Here is a 15,536-nt window from a genome sequence, read left to right on the forward strand (position 1 = left end):
CCCTGGTGATGTGCTGCGGGTGCAGCCGAGGAGAGGGGCCAGATGATCACCGCACGAGGTCTGGTGCAGACCTTCCACACCAAGCAGGGCAGGCACAAGAGCGAGGTCCGCGCCGTCGACGGGGTCGACCTCGACGTCGCCGAGGGTGAGGTCGTCGGCTTCCTCGGACCCAACGGCGCGGGGAAGACCACCACCCTGCGGATGCTCACCACCTTGCTGCGCCCGACCGCCGGCACGGCCACGGTCGTCGGCTACGACGTGGTCACCCAGTCCGAGCAGGTGCGTCGCAGCATCGGCTACGTATCCCAGGCCGGCAGTACCTTCTCCGGCGCCCGCGCAGGCGACGAGGTGGTCGACCACGGGATGCTCTACGGAGTCTCGCGCAAGGCGGCCGTCCAGCGCGGCCGGGAGCTCTTCGAGCAGCTGCAGCTCGAGGGACTGTGGCAGCGGATGCCCAAGAACATGTCCGGTGGGCAGAAGCGCCGGCTCGACATCGTGATGGGACTGGTCCACGACCCGACGCTGGTCTTCCTCGACGAGCCCACCACGGGCCTGGACCCGCAGGCCCGGGCCAACCTGTGGGAGCACATCGCGGCACTGCGCTCCGCGCGCGGCGCGACGGTCTTCCTCACCACCCACTACCTCGACGAGGCCGACGCCCTCTCCGACCGCATCCTCATCATCGACCGCGGCCGCATCGTCGCCGCCGACACCCCCGACAACCTCAAGGCCCAGGTGAAGGGCGACCTGGTCGACCTCGAGGTGGAGGACCCGGACCGGCTCGCGCTGGTGGCCCAGCGGCTGGCGGCCATCGGCGCCGAGGTCGAGACCGCCGACCAGCACGTGCGCGGTCGTGTCGCCCGAGCGGGCAAGGCCGTGCCCGGGCTGCTGCGCGAGCTCGCCGCCGCCGACGTCGCGCTGGCCTCGATCGAGATCGCGCGGCCGACGCTGGACGACGTCTTCTTGACCATGACAGGCCGGTCGCTGCGCGACGCCGAGGATGAGCAGACCGACGAGCAGCCGGCCCAGCAGGCCGGACCCGCCAGCGAGGAAGGGGGTGCCCGATGAGGTTCCTGCGCGAGTGCTCGATCGTGTTCCGCCGCCAGATCCGGATGAACCTGCGCAACCCGGCCTGGGTGATCATCGGGATGCTGCAGCCGGTGCTCTACCTGCTGCTGTTCGGCCCGTTGCTCAAGCCGCTGATCAGCCAGTTCGGTGCCGCGAACGCCTACACCTTCTTCGTGCCCGGCATGCTCGTGCAGCTGGGGCTGTTCGGGGCGTTCTTCGCCGGCTTCTCCCTCATCGGGGAGTGGCGCGAGGGAGTCATCGAGGCCGAGCGGGTCACGCCGGCCTCCCGCACGGCGTTGCTGGTCGGCCGGCTCACCCGCGACGTGCTGCAGCTGCTGGTGCAGGCCGTGATCCTGGTCGGGCTGGGCTACGCCTTGGGCATGGACGCCTCGTTCGGCGGCATGCTGCTCGGCGTCGTGCTGACGGTGCTGATCGGCGGGGCCTGCGCCGCGGCGTCCAACGCGCTCGCGCTGAGCACGAAGTCCGAGGACGTGATGGCGCCGGTCATCAACGTGGTGATGATGCCGGTGCTGCTGCTCTCGGGGATCTTGCTGCCGATGACGATCGGGCCCCAGTGGCTGCAGCGCGCCAGCGACTTCATGCCGACCCGCTGGGTCGTCGACGCGACGCGCAGCCTGTTCGGTGGCGACTTCTCAGGCCACGACATCTGGTGGGGCACCGGATGGGCGCTGCTGCTCTTCGCGCTGGCGCTGTGGTGGGGGACGGCGACGTTTCGCCGTGAGAACGCCTGACCCGGCCGCGGGCGGCCCGCTCAGTCGCGCCGGAAGTCGTGCTCGATGCCCCAGAGCACGGCTCGGCTGCGGCTGGTGACGCCCATCTTGCGGTAGCTGGAGCGGATGTAGGACTTCACCGAGTTGATGGAGAGGAACGCGCGGTCGGCGATCTGCTGGTTGGAGAGCCCGCTGGTGATCATCATGATGATCTCCGACTCCCGCGCGGTGAGTCCGGCGTCGCGGCCCGGCCAGCGGTCGGGGTCGGCGGCCAGCACCGGGGGCGGCGGCACCACCACGGTCTCGCCGAGGTGGATCCGCTCCAGTGCCTCGACCAGGTCGGCGGCCCCCAGCGTCTTGGCCAGGTAGCCCGCGGCCCCGTTGCCCATGGCCTCCTGGACGTGGCGCGGGTCGGTGTCCCACGACCACAGCACTACCCGCCGGGCCAGTGAGCGGCGGCGCAGCGTGGCCAGCTCGGCCAGGTCACAACCGTCGACCAGGACGATGTCGTAGCCGACCTCCTGGTCCTCGGCGTGGTCGCGGGGGAGCGCGACGACCTCGACGCGCGAGGCGTAGGGCTCGACCATCTTGACCAGGCCGTGCACGACCAGCTCGACGTCGTCCACGAGAGCGACGCGCACCGGCCGGCCCCTTGTCATGGGCGTCAAGGTAAGCGACGACCTGGCCACCCCTAGGGAGGTAGGTAGGCCGGTGGAGCGGATCCTAGGTTCGTCCCATCTGGGGGGCCACGGTGTCCGACCCGACGACCGTGGCCCTTCATGATCTTCTTTCGCGGCTCCCCGGGCGTCGGCCGACGGCTGTGGGTGAGTGCACCCGTTGGGACCGATCGCTTCTGCCGCCTCGGTCCCTAGACTCCAGCCCATGGCCGCTGTCGACGTCGACGTCCTCGTCGTCGGGGCGGGGCTCTCGGGGATCGGTGCTGGCTGCCACCTAGAGCGCGACCTCCCGGCCACCACGTACGCGATCTGGGAGGCGCGCGACGCCAGCGGCGGCACCTGGGACCTGTTCCGCTATCCCGGGGTGCGCTCGGACTCCGACATGTTCACGCTGGGCTACCGGTTCCGCCCCTGGCCCGGGGAGCAGGTGCTGGCCGACGGCGCGTCGATCCTGGCCTACGTGCGCGAGACCGCGCAGGAGTACGGCGTCGAGGACAAGATCGCCTACGACCACCGCGTGACGCGGGCCGAGTGGTCCTCGACCGATCGCTGCTGGACGGTGACCGCGCAGCACGCGGGCCGCTCGACGACGGTGCGGGCCCGGATGCTGTGGATGTGCAGCGGCTACTACGACTACGAGGCGGGCTATCAGCCCGACTTCGCGGGCCTGGCGAGCTACGAGGGCCGGTTCGTCCATCCGCAGCTGTGGCCCGAGGACCTCGACGTGACGGGCCGCCGCGTGGTCGTCATCGGCAGCGGCGCCACGGCCGTGACGCTGGTGCCCGCGCTGGCCGAGACGGCCGAGCAGGTGACGATGCTGCAGCGCTCGCCGACCTACATCCTGCCGCTGCCCTCGCGCGACTCGGTCTCCGCGGCCCTGCACCGGTGGTTGCCCGGACCGGTGGCGGACGCGGTGACCCGCTGGAAGAACGTGCTCACCCAGAACGCGCTCTACCAGCTGGCGCGGCGTCGCCCGGGCTTCGTGCGCGGCCTGGTGCGCAAGGCCAACGTCGCCCAGCTGCCGCAGGGCTACGACGTCGACACCCACTTCCGGCCGCGTTACGACCCGTGGGACCAGCGGCTGTGCCTGGTGCCCGACGGCGATCTGTTCGCGGCGGTGCGCCGCGGTGGCGCGGAGGTGGTCACGGACACGATCGAGACCTTCACCGCCGAGGGCATCCGCCTCGGCTCGGGCCGCGAGCTCGCCGCGGACGTCGTGGTGAGCGCGACCGGGCTGAACCTGCTCGCGTTCGGCGGCGTCGAGCTGGTCGTCGACGGTGAGCCGCTGCACCTGCCCGACACGGTCGCCTATCAGGGGATGATGCTCTCCGGCGTGCCCAACTTCGTCTTCACCATCGGCTACACGAACGCCTCGTGGACGCTGAAGGCCGACCTGGTGGCCGAGTACGCGGTGCGCGTGCTGCGCGAGCTCGGCCGCACCGGGCGCAGCGTCTTCGAGCCGACGGCGCCGCCGGCGATGAAGACCGCGCCGTTCTTGGACTTCGCGGCCGGATACGTGCTGCGCAGCGTCGAGCAGCTGCCCCGCCAGGGCTCGTCTGGACGGTGGCGGATGCCGCAGAACTACCTGCGCGACGCCGTACGGATGCGGCTGGGCCGCGTGCGTGACGACGCCCTGCGACTCTCCTGATGCCGGCGCCCTCACTGTGGCAGCGGCTGCTGGGTCCCTCGCTGACCCGGCAGGTGCCGCGCGACCACCGCCAGAGCAGCGCCGCGTTCCGCCGCCGGCAGCTGGTGACGCTGGGGTTCGTCGTGCTGGGGGCGGGCGTGCTGGCCTGGTCGCTGCGCATCACGCCGGGCAGCAACACCTTCTACCTGGCCACGATCCTGCTGGCGATGGTGTGGGCGGTGGGCGGCTTCGCCTCCGGCCCGCTGCACCTGGGCCGCATCGACACCGGGGTGAGCGGCCCGGAGCACGGCACGGCAGCAGGTACCGACGACGGTAGGGACGCCGGCCCGCTGGGACGCCCGGTGGTGCAGCCGCTGCTGCTGGGCCTGGGCCTGGCCGCGGTGTTCGTCGTCGGTGGCCTGGCGGTGCACGCCCTGCCCTTCCTGGGCTTCCTCGACGACGCCGTCGCGCGCGTGCTCGCCTACGCCGACCGCGGCTCGACCCCGCTGCTGCTGGCCGTGACCGTGGTGAACGGCGTGGCCGAGGAGATCTTCTTCCGCGGCGCGGTCTACGCCGCCATCCCGCGCCGCCCCGTGGTGTGGACGACCCTGGTCTACGTCGTCGCCACCCTGGCCACCGGCAACGTCATGCTCGGCTTCGCCGCCATCGTCGTCGGCGCCGTCGTCGCCCTCCAACGCCGCGCCTCCGGCGGCGTCCTCGCCCCGATCATCACCCACATCACCTGGTCGGTGGTCATGTTGTACGCGCTGCCGGCGATCTTCGTGCGGTAGGGGCGGTGGTGTACCCGGTTTCACCGGCCGGCGGGTGAAACCGGGGGACAAGCGCCGCGAATGGGCACGAGATCTACCGGATTCGCGCGCCCGTTGCCCGAGATGTCGCGGCCTTCCACAGGTTTATCCACAGGTTCGCGGTGTGGCCTGGCGAGAGGGCACGGCACTGCTCAGGCTCGCGACATGGCCACAGACCTCTCCGACCTCCTCATCGACGGCGTACTCCTCACGCGCGAAGCCCTGGCGATGGGCGTCGAGGACAAGGAGCTGACGAAGGCGGTGCGTGCCGGGGTGCTCACTCGTATCCGCCACGGCGGCTATGCCGCGACGGCGGAGTGGAACGCTGCGGGACCGGATCGACGCCACCAGCTCCGCTACACCGCCGTCCTCAGGCTCTACGGCAGCCACGTTGCGCTCTCCCACGTCAGTGCCGTCGTCGCCGTCGGGGGTCCGACGTGGGGGATGAGCACCGATCTGGTCCATCTGACCCACCTCACGACCGGCAGCGCCCGCAAGGTCGCAGGCGTGTGTCACCACCGCGGTCGTTGTGACCGCGACGAGCTGATCTGGAACCGAACGCACTGGGTCACCAATGGTGCTCGCACGGTGCTCGACGTGGTGGCGACCGAGTCGTTCGAGGTCGCCTTGGTGGTGGCCTGCTACTTCCTCCACGAGGGCTTCGCCGACAAGGAGGAGTTGCTCGGCCGCAGCATCTCGCTGCGGCGGGAGTGGCCGAGCACGCTGAGGGCGCCGCTCGTGCTGTCGCTGGCCGACGAGCGCATCGAGTCGGTGGGCGAGGCCAGGTGTTGGTACCTGTTCTGGCGCAGCGATTTTTCGATGCCGGTGCCCCAGCACAAGGTCTACGACCATCGCGGCACCTTCCTGGGTCGCGTCGACTTCGTGTGGCCCGACCTCGGCGTCATCATCGAGTTCGACGGCGCCGAGAAGTATCTGCGCTATCGACGGCCGGGTGAGAGCGTCGTCGACGCTGTGATTCGCGAGCGCCGACGCGAGAATCGCATCCAGGAGGCGACGGGCTGGGACGTCATCCGGCTGACCTGGGCTGACCTGGCCTACCCCGACCTGGTTGTCGAGCGCATCGAAGCCGTCATTGCCCGCCGGGCTCGTCGGTGACTACAAATCGGACAACGGGCGCGCGAACCCGGTAGATTCGCGACCCTCTTGCCCGGTTTTGTGACCCGGTTTCACCCGCCGGCCGGTGAAACCGGGATCCCCTCAGTCCTGACGCTCGTCCTCGACCGCCCGCCGCACGGACTCCTGGTAGGAGGCGAGGTCGAGCGGGACGACGCGGGTGATGGCGTCGTCCTCGACGACGACCTCGTTGCCCATGGAGTCGATGAGGTTGCGGGCGGTGGTGGTGTCGACGTCGGTGACCAGTGACATCCAGTGCGAGGACAGGCCGGCGCTGAGGACCGGGACCTGGAGGATGGGGAGGTCGCGGCCGTTCATCACCAGGGCGGCCTGCTGGAGCATCTCGGCGTAGGTCAAGACGTCGGGGCCGCCGATCTCGAAGACCTGGCCCATCGCGTCCTCGTTCAGCGCGACGCCGACCAGGTAGGACACCACGTCGTCGATGCCGATCGGCTGGGTCTTCGTCGCCGCCCACTTCGGCACGACCATCGCCGGCAGGTGCTTGACCAGCTGGCGGGTCATCTCCCAGGAGATGCCGCCGCGGCCGACGACGATCGCCGCGCGCAGCACGGTGACCGGCACCTCGCCCTTGGCCAGGATCTTCTCGACCTGCCGCCGCGAGCGCAGGTGCGCGGAGAGGGAGCCCTTCTCCTCGTTGCCCAGGCCGCCCAGGTAGACGATCTGCTGCACGCCGTTGGCCCCGGCCGCCTGGGAGAAGCTGCGGGCGGCCTCGGCGTCCTTGTCCTCGAAGTCGTCGTCGTCGAGGGAGTGCACGAGGTAGTAGGCGACGTCGACGTCCTCGAGCGGCTCGGTCAACGAGGCCCGGTCGGCGACGTCGCCGTAGACCGCACGCCCCGCGCCGTCGTAGCTCTCGGGGTGGCGCGTCATCGCCACGACGTCGTGGCCGGCCTCCTCGAGCGCAGGGGCCAGCCGGGATCCGACGAAGCCGGTTGCCCCGGTCACCAGTACACGCGCCACCCCTTCAGCCTAGGAGCCCTTGCCAGACCCGAAGGGAGGTGCCACGATGCCGCACCAATAGGAAACTTTCCTAACTAACGGAGGGCGCCGTGCGCCGGATCCTGATCGCCGCCCTCGGGCTGGCGTTGACCGCGCCCGCTACCGCGCTCTCCGCCGCCGCCTCCACCTCGTCGGTGACCGGGGTCGTCCGGCTCGACCAGCAGGGCTACCTCCCCGGCGAGCACAAGCCGGTGGTGCTGATGACCACCGGCCCGGTCGCGCGGACGCGCTGGGTGGTGCGCGACGCGTCCGGGCACGCGGTGCTCCGCGGCCGCGTGCCGGCGCGTGCCGCGGGCAGCTGGAGCAGCCGGTTCCCCGACGTCTACCGCTTCGACGTGGCGCGGGTCCGCACGCCCGGGCGCTACCGGCTCACCACCAGCGGCGGTGTGCGTGCGACGTCGCCGTGGTTCCGGGTGGCGAGCGCCGAGGACCTCTACGGTGAGCTGCTGGACGACGGCGTCGCGTTCGATCAGAACCAGCGCGACGGCGCCGACCAGGTGGCCGGGCCGCTGCACCGGCAGCCCAGCCACCTCAACGACGCCAGCGCGACGACGTACGCCTGGCCGAGGATGCAGGCCGGCGAGGACCTCATCCTCGACCCGACGCTGACCCCGACCGGCGGTCCGGTCGACGTCGCGGGTGGCTGGTTCGACGCCGGCGACTACCTCAAGTTCACCCATTCCACGGCCTACAACGACGTGCTGCTGTTCACCTCGGCCCGGCTGCTCGGCAGCAAGGCGCCGGCCGCGCTGCTGGCGGAGGCCAGGTACGGCGAGCGGTGGCTGGAGAAGACCTGGGACCCGAGCACCGGTCGGCTGCTGCTGCAGGTGGGCATCGGGTCGGGCAACAAGCAGGGCACCTTCATCGGCGACCACGACGGCTGGCGCGAGCCCCAGGCCGACGACGCCGACACCGCGACGGGCCACCAGTACGTCAGCCACCGGCCGGTGTTCGTCGCGAACCCCGACGGCGGGCTCATCAGCCCGAACCTGGCCGGCCGGGTCAGCGCCGCCTTCGCGCTCGCCGCGCAGGCCGACGCCGCCACCGACGCGAGCCGCGCGGCGCACGAGCTGTCGCTGGCCGAGTCGCTCTACGCGCACGCCGCCACCAGCGACGTCCCGCACCCGCTGGTCACCGCGCTGCCCCACGCCTTCTACCCCGAGTCGACCTGGCGCGACGATATGGCGCTCGGCGGGGCCGAGATCGCACTGGCTCGCCACGCGCTCGGCCAGGACGCCACGGCCGCCCTGCGCGCCGCGGCGCGCTGGACCCGCGCCTACCTGCGGCACCCCGGCACCGACACCCTCAACCTCTACGACGTCGGCGCGCTGGCCGACAGCGCGATGGGCCAGGCGCTGCGCACGATCGGCCACGGGCACCTGACGCTCACCCGACGCGCGCTCGCCCGCGACCTCGCCCGGCAGGTAGGGACCGGCATCGACCACGCCCGCACCGACCCGTTCCGCTCGGCCGCGAGCGTCGACGACTTCGACGTCAACTCCCACACCTACGGCCTGGTGGCGGTCGTCGGCCTCTACGACCGACTCGTCGGCACCCGCCGGTTCCAGGGCTGGGCCACCACCTGGCGCACCTGGCTGCTCGGCGGCGACCCGTGGGGGGTCACCTCGATGGTCGGCGTCGGCACCCGTTCCCCGCGCTGCATGCAGCACCAGATCGCCAACCTCGCCACCGGCGGAGCGCTGGACGTCGGCGCCGTCGTCAACGGGCCCAACGGCAAGGACAACTTCGACGGCGGCCTGGGCGGGTTCCAGGACGGGATGGTGCACTGCACCAGCCCCGGGCTGCGACGGTTCGACGGTCAGGGCAGCCGGTACGTCGACGACGTCCGCGCCTGGCAGACCGACGAGCCCGCGCTGGACATGACCGGCTCGGCGATCGTCGCCGCCGCTGCCCAGCTGGCGGCGCGATGAGGCGGCTCCGGTGAACCCGGGCACGCCCGCGGTACTGCGTGGCATCAACGACCGCGCCGCGCTCGACCTGCTCCTCGAGCACGGTCCGCTCTCGCGCACCCGCATCGGCGAGCTCACCGGCCTGTCCAAGCCCACCGCCTCGCAGCTGCTGACCCGGCTCACCGACGCGGGCCTGGTCGTGACCAGTGGCAGCACCACCGGCGGCCCCGGCCCGCGCGCCCAGCTCTACGCCGTCAACCCCGACGCCGCGCACGTCGCCGGCCTCGACGTCACCCCGGGCCGTGTCCATGCCGCCGTCGCCGACGTCACCGGCCGCACCATCGGCGAGTACGAGCTCCCCACGCCCCGCCGGGCGCACCGCGACGCGGTGGCCGAGGTACTGGAGGCACTGGCCGGCGCGACGGCCGCGGCCGGGCTGCGGCAGCGGGCGCTGGCCCGCGTCGTCGTCGGCACGCCCGGCGCCTTCGACCCCGGCACGGGCCGGCTCCGCTACGCCCGGCACCTGCCGGGCTGGCACGACCCCGACCTGCTCGACCGGCTCGGCGAGGCGGTGGGCGTACCGCTGGAGGTGGCCAACGACGTCAACCTCGCGGCCGCCGCCGAGCAGGACACCGGGGCCGCCCAGGGCGTGGCCGACTTCGTGCTGCTGTGGGCCGAGGACGGCATCGGTGCGGCCGTGGTGATCGACGGCCGACTGCACCGGGGGGCCACCGGCGGTGCCGGCGAGGTCGGGTTCCTACCGCTGCCCGGCACCCCGAAGCTGCGCGACGTGCGCCGCGGCAACGCCGGCGGTTTCCAGGACCTGGCCGGCGGCCCGGCGGTGCTCGCGCTGGGACGCGCCCACGGCCTGCGCGGCTCGACGCCCCAGGTGATCGTCGCCCGAGCGGTCGCCGGCGACCACGACGCCTTCCTCGGTGTGCTGGCCGAGCGGGTCGCGCTCGGCATCGCCGCGCTGGTCGCCGTCGTCGACCCGGCGCTGGTGGTGCTGGCCGGCAGCGTCCTGGCCGCCGGCGGACCGCGGCTGCGCGACCGGGTCGGCGTCGAGCTCGGCTCGCTGGCCGCCGCCCAGCCCACGCTCGCACTCTCCGCCGTCACCGGTCGTCCGGTGCTGGCCGGTGCCCTCCGGACAGCGCTGTCCACCGTCCGCGACGAGGTCTTCGACACCGTCGCCCTCACCCGCAGGAGAACCCGATGAAGCGCATCCACCGCGTCCTGGCCCTGGCCGCCGTCTCCAGCGTGGCGCTGGCCACGGCCGCCTGCGGCTCCTCCGGCAGCGCCGACGACAACCCGGACGCGAAGGTGACCATCACCTTCTGGCACGGCTGGAGCGCGCCCAACGAGGTGAAGGCGATCAAGGACAACATCGCCGCCTTCGAGAAGAAGTACCCCAACATCACGGTGAAGTCGGTCGGCAACATCACCGACGACAAGATCAACCAGGCGCTGCGCGCCGGCGGCGACAAGGCACCCGACGTCGTCTCCTCCTTCACCACCGACAACGTCGGCGAGTTCTGTACGTCCAAGGCGCTCGTGGACCTCACGCCCTTCATGAAGAAGTCCGGCGTCGACGCCGCGACCGTCTTCCCGAAGGCGCAGCGCGAGTACACCCAGTACCAGGGCGACCAGTGCACGCTGCCGCTGCTCAGCGACGCCTACGGCCTCTACTACAACAAGACGATGTTCGCCGCGGCCGGCATCACGTCGCCGCCGAAGACGCTCTCGGAGTTCGACGCCGACGCCGTCAAGCTCACCAAGACCTCCGGCGACACCTACTCCCAGCTCGGCTTCATGCCCGACTACCACGGCTACGAGTCGACGATCACCCACTTCGGCGCGCAGTGGAACCCGACCTACTTCACCTCCTCGGGGAAGTCGAACGTCGGCAAGGACACCGGGCTGACGTCGGCGTACGAGTGGCAGAAGGCGCTGGTCGACAAGCTCGGCGGCTACAGCCGGCTGGAGAAGTACCGCACCACCTTCGGCGACGAGTTCGGCTCCAAGAACCCGTTCATGACCGGCCAGGTGGCCATGTCCATCGACGGTGAGTGGCGTGCCGGGATGATCAAGGACTCCAAGAGCACGGTGGACTTCGGGGTGGCGCCGTTCCCGGTGCCCGACGACCAGGCCGACCAGTACGGCAAGGGCTACGTCACCGGCACCATCGTCGGCATCGCGAGCACCAGCAAGAAGCAGAACGCAGCCTGGCGGTTCGTGAAGTTCCTGACCACCGACACCGGTGCCGTCGTGTCCTTCGCCAACGCGATCCACAACGTGCCCTCGACGAACGCCGCGCTGGCCTCCTCCGAGGTCAGCCAGGACCCGGCCTTCCAGACCTTCATCAAGATCGCCCAGAACCCGAACAGCAGCACGACGCCCTCGAGCCCCAACGGCGGCGCCTACCAGCTGACGCTGCAGAACCTGGGCTACGCCTACGAGTCGGGCAAGACCACCGACCTGCAGGGCGGCTTGGACCAGGCGGCGAAGGCGATCGACCAGGCCGTCGAGCAGGCCCAGTGAGTCAGGAGGCGCAGTGAGGACGAGTCGCCTCGCGATCCTGGCGTTCCTGTCACCCTGGCTGCTCGGCACCGGCCTGTTCTTCCTCTACCCGCTGGCCGACACCGTCTACCTGTCGTTCACGCACTACAACGGCTTCGGCTCGCCCAGCTGGGACGGCCTGGGCAACTGGACCTACGTCCTGCGCGACTACGACTTCTTCTGGCCGGCGCTGCGCAACACGCTCTGGCTGGTCGTGGTGATGGTGACGCTGCGGGTGGTGTTCGGGCTGGCGGTCGCGCAGCTGGTGATCTCCGTCAAGCGCGGCAGCAACGTGTTCCGCACGCTGTTCTACGCGCCGTACCTGGCGCCGCCGGTGGCCAGCACGCTGGCCTTCGTGTTCCTGCTCAACCCCGGCACCGGACCGGTGAACACGGTGCTGGAGAAGCTCGGGATCCCGGCACCGTCGTGGTTCAACGACCCGCACTGGGCCAAGCCCGCGCTGACGCTGCTGGCGCTGTGGGGCGTCGGCGACCTGATGGTGATCTTCATGGCCGCACTGCTCGACGTCCCGCGCGAGCTCTACGAGGCCGCCGAGCTCGACGGTGCCGGCGCGCTGCGCCGCTACCGGTACGTGACGCTGCCCCACCTGCGCCCGATCATCGGCTTCGCCGTGGTCACCGGCGTCATCGCGACCATGCAGTACTACACCGAGCCGCTGGTGGCCGGTCAGGTCGCCAGCGGCCAGATCGGCGGCTCGGGCCAGCAGGTCGAGCCCGGCTACCCGGCCGGCTCGACGCTGACGCTGCCGCAGCTGGTCTACAACCTGGGCTTCCAGCGCTTCGACATCGGCGCCGCCTGCGTGGTGGCAGTCGTGCTGTTCGCCCTGTCGATGCTCTTCGCGGCGGTGCTGATGCGGCGCGGCGGGGGCTTCATCGAGGCCGACCGGTGAGGCGCTCGGCGCTGCAGTGGGTCGCGGTCCACGCGCTGGCGATCGCGGCTGCCGGCTTCTTCGTGGTGCCCTTCGCCTTCGTCGCGCTGACCGCCCTGATGAGCAACGACCAGTCGCTGACGCGCGAGCTGTGGCCCCACCCGTTCGTCTGGCACAACCTGGTCGAGGTCTGGCACACGCCCGGGTTCGGCACCTGGTGGCGCAACACGCTGATCTACGCCTGCGCCGGCACCGCCCTGACGCTGCTCTCCAGCGTCCCGGTGGCCTACGCCCTGGCCTGCTTCCGGTTCCGGGGCCGCAACCTGGCGATGATGGTCGTCATCGCGACGATGATGCTCCCCGCGCAGGTCTCGATCGTGCCGCTCTACCTGGTGTGGGCCAAGGACCTGCACCTCTCGGGCACGCTGTGGCCGCTCATCGTGCCGATGGCGTTCGGCGACGCCTTCTCCATCTTCTTGCTGCGCCAGTTCCTGCTCACCATTCCGCGCGAGTACCTCGAGGCGGCCAAGGTCGACGGCTGCAGCGACCTGCAGGTGCTGCTGCGGGTGGTGCTGCCGATGGCGCGACCGGCGGTGGCCGCGGTGGCGCTGTTCCAGTTCTTCTACTGCTGGAACGACTACTTCGGCCCGCAGATCTACACCAGCGAGAACCCGGGCGCCTGGACGCTGAGCTACGGCCTGCAGTCCTTCAAGAGCGCCCACCACACCGACTGGAACCTCACCATGGCCGCCACCGTCCTGGTGATGGCGCCGGTCATCGTCCTGTTCTTCTTCGCCCAGCGCGCCTTCATCGAGGGCGTCACCCTGACGGGAGTCAAGGGATGAGAATCGCAGTGGTCGGCGGCGGGTCGACCTACACCCCGGAGCTGGTCGACGGTGTCGGCCGCATGCGCGACGTGCTGCCGGTCGACGAGCTCGTGCTGGTCGACCCCGACGAGCACCGGCTCGAGCTCGTGGGCGGTTTCGGCCGGCGGATCCTCGCCGAGCTCGGCCACCCGGCCACGCTCACCACGACGACGTCGCTCGAGCCCGCGCTCGACGGCGTCGACGCCGTGCTGCTGCAGCTGCGCGTGGGCGGCCAGGCCGCGCGGGCCCAGGACGAGACCTGGCCGCTGGAGTGCGGCTGCGTCGGCCAGGAGACCACCGGCGCCGGGGGGCTGGCCAAGGCGCTGCGCACGGTGCCGGTGGTGCTCGACATCGCCGAGCGGGTGCGCGCGGCCGCGCCCGAGGCGTGGATCGTCGACTTCACCAACCCGGTCGGCATCGTCACCCGGGCGCTGCTCGCCGAGGGGCACCAGGCGGTCGGGCTGTGCAACGTGGCCATCGGCTTCCAGCGCCGGTTCGCCGCGATGCTCGGCGTCGGGCCCGACGAGGTGGAGCTGGACCACGTCGGCCTCAACCACCTCACCTGGGAGCGGGCCGCACGGGTCGACGGCGTCGACCGGCTCCCCGAGGTGCTGGCCGACCACGTGGCCGAGCTGGCCGACGACATCGAGCTGCCCGCGTCGCTGATGACCTCGCTGGGCGTGGTGCCGTCGTACTACCTGCGCTACTACTACGCCCACGACGAGGTGGTGCGCGAGCTGCTGGCCTCGCCCTCGCGGGCCGAGCGCGTGGCGCAGATCGAGCGCGAGCTGCTGGCGATGTACGCCGACACCTCGCTGGTGACCAAGCCGGCACTGCTCGGTGAGCGCGGTGGGGCGTACTACTCCGAGGCGGCGCTGCAGCTCACCGCCTCGCTGCTCGGCACGCGACCCGGCCGCCACGTGGTGAACCTGCGCAACGACGGCACGCTGCCCTTCCTGCCCGACGACGCCGTCATCGAGGTGCCGGCCGACGTGGACCACGACGGCGTGCGCGCGGTCGACCTCGCGCCGCTGGAGCCGCTGTACGCCGGCCTGGTCGCGGCGGTGACCGGCTACGAGCACCTCGCCCTCGACGCTGCGGTGCACGGCGGCCGGCAGCGGGTGTTCGAGGCGCTGCTCGCGCACCCGCTGGTCGGTCAGGTCGAGCTGGCCGAGGGGCTCACCGACCGGCTGCTCGCCCACAACCGGGAGCACCTGCCGTGGCTGTAGACGTCGTCGTGGCGGTCGACGGCGGCAACTCCAAGACCGATCTGGCCGTGATCGGCCTGGACGGTTCGCTGCTGGCCTCGGTGCGCGGCGGCGGGTTCCGGCCGCAGGAGGTGGGGCCGGAGCAGGCGGTGGCCGCGCTCGCGCCGCTGGTGGCGCAGGCACTGGCCGCCGCGGGGGCCGGCGACGTCCGCCACGTCTCGGCCTGCCTGGCCAACGCCGACCTGCCCGTGGAGCACGAGACGCTGGCCGCGCTGCTCACGGCCCGCGGCTGGGCGCCGTCGAGCGCCGTCTTCAACGACACCGACGCCCTGCTGCGCGCCGGGCTCGGAGCGGGACCCGGTCGCTGGCGGGGGGTGGCGGTGGTCTGCGGTGCCGGCATCAACGCCGCCGGCGTGCTGCCCGAGGGCGCCGAGGCACGGTTCGCCGCGATCGGGACCATCTCCGGCGACTGGGGCGGCGGCGGACACCTGTGGCAGGAGGCCATGTGGTGGGCGGCGCGGGCCGAGGACGGGCGCGGTCCCGACACCGACCTCCGTCTGGAGCTGCCGCAGCACTACGACCTGGGCTCGATGGCCGAGCTCATCGAGGCGGTCCACCTGGGCCGGGTCCCCGGCCGCCGCTGCCTGGAGATGACGCCGCTGCTCTTCGCGGTGGCCGAGGCGGGCGACGCCGTCGCGGCCGACGTGGTGCGGCGCCAGGCCGAAGAGGTCGTGGTCATGGTGAGCGCCGTGGTGCGACGGCTCGGCGTGCTGGAGGAGCCGATCGACGTGGTGCTCGGTGGGGGCGTCCTGGCCGCCGGTCACCGGCTGCTCCTCGACGAGATCGGCAAGGGCCTGGCCGAGCGGACGCCGTACGCGACGCCGGTGGTGGTGGCCGCGCCGCCGGTGCTGGGGGCCGCGCTGCTCGCCCTCGACCACGTCGGTGCGGGCCGGGCGGCGCGTGAGGCGTTGCGCTCAGCCTTCGGCTCACCCGTACCGGTCCTCGGGGAGGAGTGGTAGGTATGACCCCCAGACCTGCGGAAGG

General features: G+C 71.7%; 14 protein-coding genes. 12 read left to right on the forward strand and 2 right to left on the reverse strand.

All coding sequences use genetic code 11. The annotated features are described in order from the left end of the window. The first annotated feature begins 42 nt into the window (after nucleotides 1–42). Both D9V37_RS18850 and D9V37_RS18855 read left to right on the forward strand, forming a co-directional pair. Nucleotides 43–1,068 (forward strand): ATP-binding cassette domain-containing protein, encoded by a 1,026-nt coding sequence (locus D9V37_RS18850; protein ID WP_121807642.1) that lies wholly within the window; start codon nucleotides 43–45, stop codon nucleotides 1,066–1,068. Continuing rightward, the gene (locus tag D9V37_RS18855; protein ID WP_121807643.1) at nucleotides 1,065–1,820 is read left to right on the forward strand and encodes an ABC transporter permease; all 756 of its coding nucleotides are present in this window, start codon (nucleotides 1,065–1,067) and stop codon (nucleotides 1,818–1,820) included. The genes D9V37_RS18850 and D9V37_RS18855 overlap by 4 nt, the downstream gene beginning before the upstream one ends. Before the next feature lie 20 nt (nucleotides 1,821–1,840). Here D9V37_RS18855 and D9V37_RS18860 read toward each other — a convergent pair whose 3' ends face one another. Next, nucleotides 1,841–2,440, reverse strand: coding sequence for a LuxR C-terminal-related transcriptional regulator (locus tag D9V37_RS18860; protein WP_232525012.1), 600 nt, complete (start codon nucleotides 2,438–2,440; stop codon nucleotides 1,841–1,843). Between the two features lie 241 nt (nucleotides 2,441–2,681). Between D9V37_RS18860 and D9V37_RS18865 the strand changes: the two genes are divergently transcribed. The 3 genes from D9V37_RS18865 to D9V37_RS18875 all read left to right on the forward strand — a co-directional run bounded on the left by D9V37_RS18865 (nucleotide 2,682) and on the right by D9V37_RS18875 (nucleotide 6,028). Beyond that, nucleotides 2,682–4,124, forward strand: coding sequence for a flavin-containing monooxygenase (locus D9V37_RS18865; RefSeq protein WP_121807645.1), 1,443 nt, complete (start codon nucleotides 2,682–2,684; stop codon nucleotides 4,122–4,124). Continuing rightward, nucleotides 4,124–4,894: a CPBP family intramembrane glutamic endopeptidase gene (locus D9V37_RS18870; protein ID WP_121807646.1), complete on the forward strand. Its 771-nt coding sequence runs from the start codon at nucleotides 4,124–4,126 to the stop codon at nucleotides 4,892–4,894. The genes D9V37_RS18865 and D9V37_RS18870 overlap by 1 nt, the downstream gene beginning before the upstream one ends. A 102-nt stretch (nucleotides 4,895–4,996) precedes the next feature. Further along, nucleotides 4,997–6,028 carry a type IV toxin-antitoxin system AbiEi family antitoxin domain-containing protein gene (locus tag D9V37_RS18875; RefSeq protein WP_332835771.1) on the forward strand — a complete coding sequence of 344 codons (1,032 nt, stop codon included), beginning with the start codon at nucleotides 4,997–4,999 and terminating at the stop codon, nucleotides 6,026–6,028. A gap of 102 nt (nucleotides 6,029–6,130) precedes the next feature. On the opposite strand, the gene D9V37_RS18880 is transcribed toward D9V37_RS18875, so the two are convergent. Next, nucleotides 6,131–7,024 (reverse strand): NAD(P)H-binding protein, encoded by an 894-nt coding sequence (locus D9V37_RS18880; protein WP_198412646.1) that lies wholly within the window; start codon nucleotides 7,022–7,024, stop codon nucleotides 6,131–6,133. Between the two features lie 89 nt (nucleotides 7,025–7,113). Between D9V37_RS18880 and D9V37_RS18885 the strand changes: the two genes are divergently transcribed. Genes D9V37_RS18885 through D9V37_RS18915 form a run of 7 tightly spaced genes read left to right on the forward strand, consistent with a single transcriptional unit; the run spans nucleotide 7,114 to nucleotide 15,511 of the window. Next, nucleotides 7,114–8,994: a glycoside hydrolase family 9 protein gene (locus D9V37_RS18885; RefSeq protein WP_121807648.1), complete on the forward strand. Its 1,881-nt coding sequence runs from the start codon at nucleotides 7,114–7,116 to the stop codon at nucleotides 8,992–8,994. A gap of 10 nt (nucleotides 8,995–9,004) precedes the next feature. Continuing rightward, a complete protein-coding gene (locus D9V37_RS18890) occupies nucleotides 9,005–10,189 on the forward strand; it encodes an ROK family transcriptional regulator (protein WP_121807649.1) in 1,185 nt (394 codons plus the stop codon). Next, complete coding sequence (locus tag D9V37_RS18895) at nucleotides 10,186–11,511, forward strand: ABC transporter substrate-binding protein (RefSeq protein ID WP_121807650.1); 1,326 nt, start codon at nucleotides 10,186–10,188, stop codon at nucleotides 11,509–11,511. The genes D9V37_RS18890 and D9V37_RS18895 overlap by 4 nt, the downstream gene beginning before the upstream one ends. Nucleotides 11,512–11,524: 13 nt before the next feature. Continuing rightward, nucleotides 11,525–12,439 (forward strand): carbohydrate ABC transporter permease, encoded by a 915-nt coding sequence (locus D9V37_RS18900; RefSeq protein ID WP_198412647.1) that lies wholly within the window; start codon nucleotides 11,525–11,527, stop codon nucleotides 12,437–12,439. Then, a complete protein-coding gene (locus D9V37_RS18905; RefSeq protein WP_121807651.1) occupies nucleotides 12,436–13,263 on the forward strand; it encodes a carbohydrate ABC transporter permease in 828 nt (275 codons plus the stop codon). Before D9V37_RS18900 ends, D9V37_RS18905 begins: the two co-directional genes overlap by 4 nt. Next, the gene (locus D9V37_RS18910; protein WP_121807652.1) at nucleotides 13,260–14,513 is read left to right on the forward strand and encodes a 6-phospho-beta-glucosidase; all 1,254 of its coding nucleotides are present in this window, start codon (nucleotides 13,260–13,262) and stop codon (nucleotides 14,511–14,513) included. Before D9V37_RS18905 ends, D9V37_RS18910 begins: the two co-directional genes overlap by 4 nt. Continuing rightward, nucleotides 14,504–15,511 carry an N-acetylglucosamine kinase gene (locus tag D9V37_RS18915; RefSeq protein ID WP_121807653.1) on the forward strand — a complete coding sequence of 336 codons (1,008 nt, stop codon included), beginning with the start codon at nucleotides 14,504–14,506 and terminating at the stop codon, nucleotides 15,509–15,511. Before D9V37_RS18910 ends, D9V37_RS18915 begins: the two co-directional genes overlap by 10 nt. Nucleotides 15,512–15,536: the final 25 nt, after the last annotated feature.

The sequence above is a fragment of the Nocardioides mangrovicus genome (genome assembly GCF_003674065.1).
Taxonomy (GTDB): domain Bacteria; phylum Actinomycetota; class Actinomycetes; order Propionibacteriales; family Nocardioidaceae; genus Marmoricola; species Marmoricola mangrovicus.